The 11,672-nt window shown below is 37.8% G+C and carries 13 protein-coding genes; 12 read left to right on the forward strand and 1 reads right to left on the reverse strand.

Features of this window, described 5'->3' with window-relative positions; translation table 11 throughout:
- Nucleotides 1-114: 114 nt before the first annotated feature.
- The 12 genes from dnaX (at nucleotide 115) to LEUM_RS10990 (ending at nucleotide 10,255) form a co-directional block, all read left to right on the forward strand.
- Entirely contained in the window at nucleotides 115-1,842 is a 1,728-nt protein-coding gene (gene dnaX / locus LEUM_RS01330; RefSeq protein ID WP_011679168.1) for a DNA polymerase III subunit gamma/tau, read from the forward strand.
- Nucleotides 1,843-1,896: 54 nt separating this feature from the next.
- On the forward strand, nucleotides 1,897-2,502 hold the full coding sequence (gene recR, locus LEUM_RS01335) for a recombination mediator RecR (RefSeq protein WP_010280652.1): 606 nt from the start codon (nucleotides 1,897-1,899) through the stop codon (nucleotides 2,500-2,502).
- Entirely contained in the window at nucleotides 2,499-2,759 is a 261-nt protein-coding gene (locus LEUM_RS01340) for a YaaL family protein (protein ID WP_011679170.1), read from the forward strand. The genes recR and LEUM_RS01340 overlap by 4 nt, the downstream gene beginning before the upstream one ends.
- A gap of 30 nt (nucleotides 2,760-2,789) precedes the next feature.
- Entirely contained in the window at nucleotides 2,790-3,431 is a 642-nt protein-coding gene (tmk, locus tag LEUM_RS01345; RefSeq protein ID WP_002815927.1) for a dTMP kinase, read from the forward strand.
- Nucleotides 3,428-3,757, forward strand: coding sequence for a cyclic-di-AMP receptor (locus LEUM_RS01350; protein WP_002815926.1), 330 nt, complete (start codon nucleotides 3,428-3,430; stop codon nucleotides 3,755-3,757). Before tmk ends, LEUM_RS01350 begins: the two co-directional genes overlap by 4 nt.
- A complete protein-coding gene (locus LEUM_RS01355) occupies nucleotides 3,757-4,659 on the forward strand; it encodes a DNA polymerase III subunit delta (RefSeq protein WP_011679171.1) in 903 nt (300 codons plus the stop codon). The genes LEUM_RS01350 and LEUM_RS01355 overlap by 1 nt, the downstream gene beginning before the upstream one ends.
- A 1-nt stretch (nucleotide 4,660) precedes the next feature.
- A complete protein-coding gene (rsmI, locus tag LEUM_RS01360) occupies nucleotides 4,661-5,530 on the forward strand; it encodes a 16S rRNA (cytidine(1402)-2'-O)-methyltransferase (protein ID WP_011679172.1) in 870 nt (289 codons plus the stop codon).
- A gap of 1 nt (nucleotide 5,531) precedes the next feature.
- Entirely contained in the window at nucleotides 5,532-6,263 is a 732-nt protein-coding gene (locus LEUM_RS01365; protein ID WP_011679173.1) for an acyl-[acyl-carrier-protein] thioesterase, read from the forward strand.
- A 28-nt stretch (nucleotides 6,264-6,291) separates the two neighbouring features.
- Nucleotides 6,292-7,284: a UDP-glucose 4-epimerase GalE gene (galE, locus tag LEUM_RS01370; protein WP_002815920.1), complete on the forward strand. Its 993-nt coding sequence runs from the start codon at nucleotides 6,292-6,294 to the stop codon at nucleotides 7,282-7,284.
- 197 nt (nucleotides 7,285-7,481) lie between these two features.
- Complete coding sequence (locus LEUM_RS01375) at nucleotides 7,482-7,955, forward strand: ferrous iron transport protein A (protein WP_010286710.1); 474 nt, start codon at nucleotides 7,482-7,484, stop codon at nucleotides 7,953-7,955.
- A gap of 3 nt (nucleotides 7,956-7,958) precedes the next feature.
- Entirely contained in the window at nucleotides 7,959-10,073 is a 2,115-nt protein-coding gene (gene feoB / locus LEUM_RS01380) for a ferrous iron transport protein B (protein ID WP_011679174.1), read from the forward strand.
- 14 nt (nucleotides 10,074-10,087) lie between these two features.
- On the forward strand, nucleotides 10,088-10,255 hold the full coding sequence (locus LEUM_RS10990; RefSeq protein ID WP_002815916.1) for a FeoB-associated Cys-rich membrane protein: 168 nt from the start codon (nucleotides 10,088-10,090) through the stop codon (nucleotides 10,253-10,255).
- A gap of 346 nt (nucleotides 10,256-10,601) precedes the next feature.
- Here LEUM_RS10990 and LEUM_RS01385 read toward each other — a convergent pair whose 3' ends face one another.
- Nucleotides 10,602-11,567, reverse strand: a complete 966-nt coding sequence (locus LEUM_RS01385; RefSeq protein ID WP_011679175.1) for a LacI family DNA-binding transcriptional regulator — start codon at nucleotides 11,565-11,567, stop codon at nucleotides 10,602-10,604.
- Nucleotides 11,568-11,672 lie beyond the last annotated feature (105 nt).

Consider the following 11,672-nt stretch of genomic DNA (forward strand, 5'->3'; position numbering starts at 1 on the left):
TAAAAACAAATGTTATAAATCGGTGGTTTTATGCAAACTAAGAACCCCAATATGATATAAAACATATAGCCGACAAGTAGCACCAAACATGTTTACCAATGATATATGGAGGTGATGAAATTGGCATATCAAGCATTGTATCGCGTCTATCGACCACGTTCTTTTGATGACATGGTTGGTCAAAAAATCATTACACAGACGCTAAAAAATGCAATAGCGACGCAACAAACAGGACATGCGTATCTATTTAGTGGTCCTCGTGGAACTGGTAAGACATCAGCTGCTAAAATTTTTGCACGTGAAGTTAATGGTATAGCGCCGGAAACTGATGATTCACAAATTCCTGATATTATTGAAATAGACGCTGCCTCAAATAACGGTGTTGACGAAATTCGAAACATTCGAGACGGGGCAAATTATGCGCCAATAGAATCTGAATATAAAATTTATATTATTGACGAGGTTCACATGTTATCCTCGGGCGCTTTTAATGCACTATTGAAAACATTAGAAGAACCGCCAGCTAACGTTAAGTTTATTTTAGCAACGACGGAGCCACAAAAAATACCAGCAACTATTTTATCTCGGACGCAGAGATTTGAATTTAAACGCATTGATAATGACACTATTCAAGCTAGGATGGCTGAAATTCTGCAAAAAGAGGGCATCTCGTTTGACGATGATGCGCTCCATATTATTGCAAATGTTGCAGAAGGTGGGATGCGTGACGCTTTGTCAATTTTGGACCAAGTGTTAGCTTTTGGCGCTGATCATGTAACGCTTGAAAATGCTTTGCAAGTTACCGGATCCACAACAGCATCACAGTTAGTGACCTATTTGCAGCAAGTAAGTAATTACGATACAGAATCTGCCCTTCAGACACTACACGATATATTGTTAGAAGGAAAAGATGCAGTACGTTTTGTAGCAGATTTGTTAGGTGTGTTGCGTGATGTGATGTTAGCGGAAGTTGCCCCAAATTTAATTAAAACGACGGCACCATTGGCTGATTTGAAGGCCTTAACAATCAAGTTGGGTACTTCCCGTATTCAGCAAATGATGGTCACTTTGGATGATATTCAAAAACAGTTGTTACAGACTATGCAGAGTGATGTATATTTGGAGCTACTCACTGTTAAACTGTCTATGCCAGAACCCGAACAAACTGTACCCGCAAAACAATCCTCCAATGTGATTAAAGAAAAACCTCAAAATATTGATGATATTGTTAAAGCGTCAAAAAATACAGAAGTTCATGAGGAACAAGTTGTTGAACCAGCAATAGAAAAAACACCCGTAGAAGTGCCTGCTGTAGAGAATGCTGAATACGAGGATTTGTTAGTGCGTACTGGACAAAATGCAGTATTTGCAGTCTTAATTGCTGCGAAACGTGATGCCTTAGCACGAGTTAAAAACGCTTGGTCCGACTTATTGCGACAATTTAATGTTACGCAACAGGCAATGCTGACCATAGCCGAACCCGTTGCAGCAAGTGAACAGGCTGTAGTCTTGGCTTTTGATTATCCTGTGTTATTAGAACAGGCGCTACACGATGCTACATTACAAAACCACTTGGTGCAGCAACTACAATCACAGAATTTACCAAGCGAACTAGTGTTTATTTCACAAGACGAATGGACCTCTGATCGTGCATCGTATGTGAATAAATTAAAAACTGGCGAAACACCTCAAATTCAATTAGAAGATGTGCCTCGAGTGAAAGCTGCCAATTTATCAGCGATTCCTACAAAAACTCCGCAAGAATCAAGCAATAAGGAGTTAAAAATTGTTAGTGAGGCTAAAGAATTATTCGGCGAGGATCTCGTGAATATCGTTGACTGATTAATATAGGAAGGAAATATGTTTAACGCAGTGCGCGTGAGGCATTTTGAAAATATGCAATACCCTGAACCTATCGCTAAATTAATAGATAGTTACACGAAGTTACCTGGCATTGGTCCCAAAACGGCCACAAGGTTAGCTTTTTATACATTAGGTATGAATGAAGAAGATGTGCAGGATTTTTCTAAGGCATTGATTTCCGCAAAAACTGATTTAACTTTCTGCTCTATTTGTGGTAATATTACTGCAACTGATACCGATCCATGCGTTATTTGTCGCGATCAATCACGTGATCAGTCAACTGTTTTTGTTGTCGAAAATTCACGTGATGTAATGGCGATGGAGAATACGCGAGATTATCACGGCCTATATCATGTTTTAAATGGTGTTATTTCTCCTAGTGCAGGAACAGGACCAGAGGATATTAATTTACCAAGTTTGATTCGACGTTTGTCTGAGCATGAAGAAATTAAAGAAGTAATTGTCGGCACTAACGCGAATGCTGAAGGAGAAGCTACTGCTATGTATTTAGCACGTTTACTGAAACCGGCTGGTATCGCAGTTACCCGTTTAGCACATGGTTTAGCTGTTGGATCTGATATTGATTATGCTGATGAACTAACACTCATTAAAGCAGTACAAGGACGGACAAAATTATGATATTTGGCAAGAAAAAAACTGGATTGCGCAAAGAGTATGATAGAGCACTTGTATTTCAAATTGATAAAGCAAAAATTGACTGGGATACGGCAAGAAACTCTGAAGCAGCATTACTTGATGGACAAGTAAATTTACGGCTCATACAAGCGCAAACGGCACTGGCACGTGCTAAATTTAATTATTTATATCGTGAAGCACGTCGTCGTAAAACAGTTGGGCACATGCAAACCCATGTTTTAAAAACAGATCGTATTTAATCATTAGACAAATTACTCATAAGGACTGTTATGCCAAAACCAATATTTATATCATTCGAAGGACCTGAGGGCGCTGGAAAAACAAGTGTTCTTGAGGCATTGATTTCAGAACTAAAAACTAAACTTGGCGATGATTTGGTAACTACACGTGAGCCAGGTGGAAATCCAATTTCTGAAGCAATTAGATCGATTTTACAGCCAGAAGAAGATAATGGCATGGATAAAAGAACTGAGGCGCTCTTATATACAGCTGCTCGACGTCAACATCTCGTGGAAAATATTAAACCAGCATTAGATCAAAACAAAATTGTGATATCTGACCGCTATGTTGACAGCTCACTTGCTTATCAAGGGGGCGGTCGTGGACTTGGGATTGACAATATTTGGGAAATTAATCAATTCGCAATTGATGGTCTATTGCCCGACATGACAATTTATCTTGATGTGCCTGTTGAAATTGGTTTGGCACGCGTAAATGAGAATCGTCAGGGTAAAATTGATCGACTAGATAAAGAGAGTATTTCCTTTCATCAGAAGGTTCGAGAGACATATTTAAAACTTCAAAGTGAATTTTCTGATAGAATTAAGATAGTAGATGCTACGCAACCACTTAACAAAGTCATTGATGACACGCGGATACTCATCAACCAAATTCTGGAGGACAAATCATGAAATTAGTTACAGCAATTGTGCAAGATAAAGATACAACAAAACTCAGTAATGCTTTTGTGAAGGCAAATATTCGTGCGACACGTTTAGCCACATCAGGTGGTTTCTTAAGATCAGGAAACACAACGTTTATGATTGCCATTGAAGATGAACGAGTACCAGATGTTATGGAAATTATTAAAAAGGTTTCACAGAAACGTAAGCAATTTATGGTGCCACCTATCAGCCTGGATGCTAGTGGTGACCACGCGGGTGCTTATCCAATTGAAATTGAAGTTGGTGGTGCGACGGTATTTACTCAGAGTATTGATTCATTTGAACAGTTCTGATGTTACCAGATTTTGCAACAATTGCACAAAAAAATTATCCAGCGCAACTCGCTCATTTTAATGATTTACTGCAACAAGATAAGTTGAGTCATTTATATTTGTTTGTTGGTCCAAGCCAGTCCGCAAAACTGGCTTTTTCGCGTTATATAGCTTGGCAAGTTGTTCATGCTGATGAACGCAATGCCTTACGAATTACTGAGAATGAACATCCAGACGTACATATCACAGCGCCTATTCCGCCAGCTACTTCACTAAAAGTGGCTCAAATTCGTGATTTAACACCTGAATTTGTAACAACAGCCACTGAAAGTCCACGGAAAATATTTATTTTAGATGCGGTTGAAACACTCACAGCAAGCGCAGCAAATTCCTTGTTAAAATTCATTGAGGAGCCTGCTGGACCACAATTAATTATGATGCTTACGGAAAACATGTCCGATGTTTTACCGACGATTAGATCGCGCGCGCAAGTAGTTCAGTTAGCATCAGCTATTGCCAGTGATGATGATGGTTTAATGGACGGTGATTGGCAAAAGCAGACCCAATTAGTATTGTTTAAGTGGTTTGAGCTTATGATGCAGAGACGAATTGAAGCATTTGCATTTGTGCAGACAAAGATTATTAGTCAATTAAACGACACGAAGCAACAGCAGTTATTTTTAAATTGGTTACATGAGTTGGCCAGAGATACAATTGTTTATGGCCAGATTCCCGATGATCGATTAGCTTTTCCCAATCTAATTGGGCTATATAAAACATTACGACAGCGCTATGATATGTATCGATTGGTTAAAGCAAGTGATGAAGTATTTGCTGACGATAAATTGCGCAAAGTGAACCTATCGTTACAAGCACGGTTAGAAAAAATGACACTAGACGTCATAATCGCTCTGGGGGAATAAAATGCAGCAACAAAAAAGTTTTGAAAATCAAGAGACAGGAACACTTTTTTTAGTTCCAACACCTATTGGTAATTTGCAAGATATGTCGCCAAGAGCTATTGATACATTGCGCGATGTAGATATAATTGCTGCTGAAGATACACGCCACACACAACAGTTACTAAATCATTTTGCAATCACGACAAAACAAACTAGTTTCCATGAACACAACTGGCAGGCGAAAATCCCTGGCCTTATTGCAGATTTACGAAATGGGAAAAATGTAGCACAAGTTAGTGATGCGGGGATGCCTTCTATTTCTGACCCAGGTAAAGAATTAGTTGCGGCAGCTGTGGCTGAAAACTTAGCCGTCGTACCGATTCCTGGTGCAACGGCTGGTGTGACAGCATTGATTGCCAGTGGTTTAGTGCCGCAACCGTTTTATTTTTATGGGTTCTTACAACGTAAAAATAGTGAACAATTGGCAGAATTACAGCAGTTATCCACAATGCGGGATACAGTCATTTTTTATGAATCACCACATCGATTAAAGCAAACTCTAGTAAATATCCAAAAAGTAATGGGTGATGAGCGTCGTATTGTTTTAGCACGAGAGCTAACAAAACGCTATGAAGAATTTATTCGTGGAACTATTGATGAACTAGTTTCGTGGTCGCAATCAAATGAAATTCGTGGTGAGTTTGTAGTAATGATTGATGGCTTTCATGGAGAAATTTCTGAACCAGATAACAGTATTGCACTGACTGTCCAAGAAGCAGTATCAGCACTGATTAAAAAGGGCTTAAAGCCTAACGCAGCAATAAAACAAATAGCAAAGGAACGAGGCCTTGATAGACAAGCAGTATATGCGGACTATCACGAGATAGAGTAGTATGAAAAAGTATGAAATAAAAAGACGTGTTGAATATTATGAAGCTGATACAACACAAAAATTATCTTTACCAATGATTTTAAATTATGCTGTCTTAGCGTCTAAATGTCAGAGTGATGAACTTGGCGTGGGGCAGGACTTCCATTTAGGTCGTGGCCTTGGCTGGATCATCTTACAATATGAAGTAATAATTAAGCGACGTCCTAAAATTGGTGAAATAATTCGTATTCAGACCTTTGCTACACAATACAATCCTTTTTTTGTTCGTCGACCATTCGTCTTTTTAGATGAAAATGATAATGAAATTATTCGTGTTGATTCTATTTGGACTATGATAGATATGACAAATCGTCGCATGGCACGTTTACCACAAGATATAATTGATCAGTATGATGCCAAAAGAGTTAAGCAAATTTCACGAATCCCTAATCCTGAGAAGTTTTCAGATGATGATCAATATACTGAAAGGGACTATCATGTGCGATACTTAGATATTGATGGTAATAAGCATGTGAACAACTCGAAGTATTTTGAATGGATGCAGGACGTTATCGCACCAGAGTATTTGTTAACCCATGAAATCACGTACATTAATCTAAAATTCGAAAATGAAATTCGGCTTGGACACACGATTTTATCGCAAGTAGTTCAAAATGATAATAAATCCAAACATCGCATTATGATGGAAAATGTAATAAGTGCAGAAGCAGAGTTCAAGTGGCGGAAAATTTGATATAATAGTGTGTAGAGGAAAAAAAGATATGGCTATTTTAGTTCTTGGTGGAGCCGGTTATATCGGTTCACACATGGTTAAGCGTTTGATAGAAGCGGATCGCGACGTCGTTGTTGTTGATGCATTGTTTACGGGGCACCGCGAAGCGGTTAATCCAAAAGCAAAATTTTATCAAGTTGATATTCGTGATAAGACAGCATTGTCGGAAGTGTTTGACAAAGAAAATATCGAACAAGTTGTTCACTTTGCAGCCTTTTCAATTGTTCCAGAATCTGTAGCAAACCCACTAAAGTACTTTGATAATAATACTAGTGGTATGATTACTTTGCTAGAAGTGATGAAAGAACACGATGTTAAACAAATTGTGTTCTCGTCAACGGCAGCTACTTATGGTAATCCTGTTAATATTCCTATTAAAGAAACAGATCCGCAACGACCAATTAATCCTTATGGTGAGTCAAAGTTAATGATGGAAAAAATCATGGCTTGGTCTGATCAAGCGGATGGTGTTAAGTGGGTTGCATTGCGCTACTTTAACGTAGCTGGTGCTGCCGAAGATGGTACAATTGGAGAAGATCACGCGCCTGAAACACATTTAGTACCAATTATTTTGCAAGCCGGTTTAGGTCAACGTGAATATATTGAGATGTTTGGTGATGATTACAATACTCCTGACGGTTTCAATGTTCGTGATTATGTCCATGTGTTGGATTTGGCTGATGCTCATATTTTGGCATTGAAGTATTTAGCCGATGGAAACGATTCAAACCAATTTAACTTGGGATCTGCTACTGGATTCTCTGTTAAAGAAATGGTAGAAGCAGCTAGATCAGCTACTGGTGTTGATATTCCCGCCAAGATTGGTCCCCGCCGAGCTGGTGACCCTGATATTCTGATTGCTAATTCAGACAAAGCACGTGATGTGCTTGGCTGGGCTCCTAAGTATGATAATGTACAAGATATTATCAAAACAGCCTGGAATTGGCACAAAAACCATCCATCAGGATATAATGACAAGTAACATAATTCTTAAATATAATCCTATCAAGAGAAGTGATTCTAAGTTATTTAGAATCTTCCTTGATAGGATTTTTTTATTTATTCGAAAATAAGATGAGTTTATTGTAATTTAAAATTAATGATTGATTAATCTAAAGGGAAGTAATATACTTGTAAGTACGTAAAAAATTACAATTTAAAGATAAACGAGAAATAAATATGCAAATGTTATCTGAAATAGCTGGAAAAGGGACTTACATCATTAGAGAATTGACTGGTAGCCGGCGCTTAACCAAACGACTAGCAGAGATAGGGATTAAAGCGGGGAAAAGTATTGAAGTAATTTCTTTGCCTGATCATACTTCAGGGCTGATTATCTATTTTCAAGGGCAACGTTTAGCGGTGAGCAATGATATTGCTAGTCAAATTAGTGTAGCACCAGTCAGTGAAATTACCACGGATCATTTTAAAACGTTATCCGATATGCCCATCAATAAACCAGGCGTAGTAGCCAAAATACTTGGTAATAAAGCACTGCGTAAGCGCTTGATGGATATGGGCATTACAAAAAATACCGTTGTTAGAATTGACCGTGTAGCGCCTTTAGGAGACCCGATAGAGTTGGTTGTCAGGGGCTATAAGTTAAGCTTAAGAAAAAGCGACGCACAACTAGTAGTATTAACAGAGATTTAGTCTATGAATAAACAATGTACAGTAGCCTTAGCAGGTAACCCAAACAGTGGGAAAACAACACTCTTTAATTTATTAACAGGTTCGCATCAACACATTGGAAATTGGCCAGGCGTTACTGTTGAAAAAAAGTCAGGTCGTTTAAAAAATAATCCTGACATCATTATTCAAGATTTACCTGGAACTTATTCCTTATCAGCATATAGTCCAGAGGAAGTAATCACTCGTAACTTTTTAATTAATGATAAACCTGAACAGATCATCAATGTGCTCGATGCTACAAATATTGAACGTAATCTTTATTTTAGTTTGCAATTAATGGAAACTGGTGTACCAATTATTTTGGCTTTGAATATGTTGGATTTACTAGTAAAGCAAAGGCAATATCGAATTGATACCAAAAAATTATCTTATTTGCTTAATGTACCGGTTGTTAGTATTAGTGCGTTAAAAAAGAAAAATATCAATCAGCTGACTAAACAGGTTATTGCTAACACTGACCAGCCACAAACCTATCCACATCCAGTTTATGATAAGCGGTTGGAATCGGCATTATCCATGATTGAAGAACAGATTGATGGCATTATCGAAGCAGATCAGTTGCGATGGTATGCGATTAAGCTCTTTGAGCGTGATGAAGCAGTTGGACATTTAAAATTAACGGCACAGCAGCAAACTGAAATTGACAATATAATTGATACAGCAGAAAAATTATTTAATGATGACAGTGATAGCATAGTTGTTAATGCACGCTATGACTATATAGAACGCATCATAAACATGTGTGTAGTACGAACAAGTGATTTTTCAATGAGCATGAGTGATCGTGTTGATATGGTAGTCACTAACCGGATTCTTGCATTACCTATTTTTATATTTGTCATGTGGATTGTGTATTTCTTATCGATCCAAACCATTGGAACAATAGGAAGTGATTGGGTGAATGATGTATTATTCGGGGACTTTATTCCGAATAGTGCTAATGCAATTTTAACGTATTTGCATGTTTCAGTATGGTTGAAGAGTTTAATTATTGACGGTCTTATTAATGGTATTGGGTCTGTGTTAGGTTTCTTACCACAAATTATGATGCTCTTTTTGTGCTTAAGTATTCTAGAAGACTGTGGTTACATGGCGCGAATTGCGTTTGTTATGGACCGCATTTTTCATCGTTTTAATCTTTCAGGGAAATCATTCATCCCCATGTTAATTTCAACAGGCTGTGGTGTACCAGGCATCATGTCGACACGAACGATTGAAAGTAAAAGTGATCGCCGTATGACAATTATGTTAACGACTTTTATGCCATGTTCAGCTAAGTTAACCGTTATTGCGCTGGTCAGTGGGACATTTTTTCCAGAAAATTCATGGGTTGCACCAACATCATATTTTATTAGTATTTTGACAGTTGTTGGCTCAGGTATTTTTTTGAAAAAAACAAAGCTCTTTTCAGAACCGCCAACGCCATTTGTAATGGAACTGCCTGCTTATCATTTGCCTAGTATTGGTAACGTTAGCCACAGTGTGTGGATTAAAGCACATGCCTTTATCAAAAAAGCAGGGACTATAATTTTTGCGTCATGTGTTGCCATCTGGTTTTTGTCCAATTTCAATTTTCACTTTCAAATGGTCGATCAAAACGACAGTATCTTAAGAGACATAGGTATGGTTATAGCACCTATTTTTGCACCATTAGGATTTGGTGACTGGCATGCGACCGTTGCAGTGATTGCTGGTCTAATTGCTAAGGAAAATTGTGTTAGCACATTAAACATTACTTTTGGTTCATCAAGCACTGCCTCATTTATGAGCACCTTAAGACAAACTTATTCCCCTATGGCGGGTTATTCGTTTCTTGTCTTTAACTTATTATGTGCACCTTGTTTTGCTGCCATCGGTGCTATGTATAAAGAATTTGGTGATGCACTTTGGACTTGGCGCGCGGTAATCTATCAAACCGTTGTGGCTTATATGTGTGCGCTCAGTATTTTTCAAGTGAGTGAAATCATTCAAGGTAATGTTTCGGGGTACTTTGTTGCGTTATCGTTCATCGCTATTGGGTTGATGCTATATGGTATTTTTATCAAACGTGAGCGCCCGCAACAACTAGAATTGTATTAGAAAGGTCAGTCAATATGTCAACATTTATCATAGCTGCTATTATTTTTATCTTGTTTGCGTTGGTCATATACAATAAATTTTTTAAGAAAAATGCTAGTGGTAGTTGTCATGATTGTGTCGACATTGGTTGTCCGCTTGCCGATCAATCAAAAATGTTAAAAAACAAAAAAAGCCATCATTAAAACACGAAACCCCGATGAACTAACGCGTTCATCGGGGATTTTTTATTATGAGAGAATATTTGAGAGAGAAGAGAATAGTATATTCGGGAGAGAATATAAGTTTGTTTATAGTCGCGGGGAGAGCGCGACTTGGCTCCCTTTTACCATGGGGTTTCGTGTTTCTGATGTGATTGCCATCAGTCATACTGCTTATGTTTTTCAGTCCTCCAAAAATTTAGATTTTTTATTTGTTATATTTTAATTCAACTAGGCTTGTTGTTTGAGATAACTTGCTTTGTTGATGTTTATAATATAACGTTCTAAAATTAAATTCATGTAAACTGAAGATAAAGTGAACATTAAATGATTATTTCTCTGTTGAATCACGCACAACGAGTTCACCATCTAACACAGTACGTATAGTGTTAGATGGGTTGGTATCGCGTACAGTACAAAACAGTTCATAAATTTTTTTCCCAGTTTGGTAAAAATCATATTCAAAGCTAGTTAAGTTTGGTGTAACGGTCGTACTTAAATCGGATCTACCAAATCCAATATATTGGGCATTTTGTCCAGTTGCTAAACCAGCTTGAAGAGCACCGATTGTGATGCGATCAGTCGCGCCAATAATTAAATCAAAATTTTGGGACTGCATCGCTTGTTGTGCGGCTATTTTTGCTTCTGCTATGCTGAACTTTGAATCAACGACAGTCACCTTGCTAGTTGACAGTTTTTTTCTAATATTGAGAAAACGATCATGACCAATGGCCCAATCCATTGTTTCATCAATTTTTAACAGTAAAGTATTTTGAGGATGCAGTGATGCAGCAAATTCACCGACAACAGTTCCGGCTTGCAGATCGTTCATGACTACGCGATGAAAGTTAGGTTCTTCTTGTCCTTGGATAACTACTGGTGCATCAAATTCAGTTAATGCGTTACGTAACTCGTCGTTTAAATTAGCTGTTAAAACAATCAAGCCACCAACATTTTGTGTACGTAATTTTTCAATAGCAGCGAGCTCACGTTTAGTCGATTGATAGGTATTGACGATCAAGAAAGTATCATTTTCGTTTGCATCATCTAGCCCACGGAGCATTTCAACTTGGGCGGATGAATCGAGCCGAGGCACAATCACACCTATCGTGTGATTGACTTTCTGTTTTAAACTTTGCGCAAAGGTATTGGGCTGGTAATTATTTTCGGTAACAACTTTGTTTATTTTTTCACGTGTTTTAGCACTGACCGGTCCGCCATTCAAATAGCGGGAGACAGTGCTTTTTGCTACTTGAGCCATATTAGCAATATCAGTTATTGTCAATTTTTTTTCCATAGACACATATTACCATGAACGCAATGAAAGCGTTGTCATTAACTTGTAATATTTAACTTAAAAAGGAGGTTGCAATTATTTTTGAAAGCGGTTACAATTAGTTTA

Source organism: Leuconostoc mesenteroides subsp. mesenteroides ATCC 8293 (assembly GCF_000014445.1).
GTDB lineage: Bacteria > Bacillota > Bacilli > Lactobacillales > Lactobacillaceae > Leuconostoc > Leuconostoc mesenteroides.

Coding starts and splice junctions, on each gene's coding strand:
- dnaX (WP_011679168.1), top strand. CDS start 115: ATGAAATTGGCATATCAAGCATTGTATCGCGTCTATCGACCACGTTCT.
- recR (WP_010280652.1), top strand. CDS start 1,897: ATGCAATACCCTGAACCTATCGCTAAATTAATAGATAGTTACACGAAG.
- LEUM_RS01340 (WP_011679170.1), top strand. CDS start 2,499: ATGATATTTGGCAAGAAAAAAACTGGATTGCGCAAAGAGTATGATAGA.
- tmk (WP_002815927.1), top strand. CDS start 2,790: ATGCCAAAACCAATATTTATATCATTCGAAGGACCTGAGGGCGCTGGA.
- LEUM_RS01350 (WP_002815926.1), top strand. CDS start 3,428: ATGAAATTAGTTACAGCAATTGTGCAAGATAAAGATACAACAAAACTC.
- LEUM_RS01355 (WP_011679171.1), top strand. CDS start 3,757: ATGTTACCAGATTTTGCAACAATTGCACAAAAAAATTATCCAGCGCAA.
- rsmI (WP_011679172.1), top strand. CDS start 4,661: ATGCAGCAACAAAAAAGTTTTGAAAATCAAGAGACAGGAACACTTTTT.
- LEUM_RS01365 (WP_011679173.1), top strand. CDS start 5,532: ATGAAAAAGTATGAAATAAAAAGACGTGTTGAATATTATGAAGCTGAT.
- galE (WP_002815920.1), top strand. CDS start 6,292: ATGGCTATTTTAGTTCTTGGTGGAGCCGGTTATATCGGTTCACACATG.
- LEUM_RS01375 (WP_010286710.1), top strand. CDS start 7,482: ATGCAAATGTTATCTGAAATAGCTGGAAAAGGGACTTACATCATTAGA.
- feoB (WP_011679174.1), top strand. CDS start 7,959: ATGAATAAACAATGTACAGTAGCCTTAGCAGGTAACCCAAACAGTGGG.
- LEUM_RS10990 (WP_002815916.1), top strand. CDS start 10,088: ATGTCAACATTTATCATAGCTGCTATTATTTTTATCTTGTTTGCGTTG.
- LEUM_RS01385 (WP_011679175.1), bottom strand. CDS start 11,567: ATGGAAAAAAAATTGACAATAACTGATATTGCTAATATGGCTCAAGTA.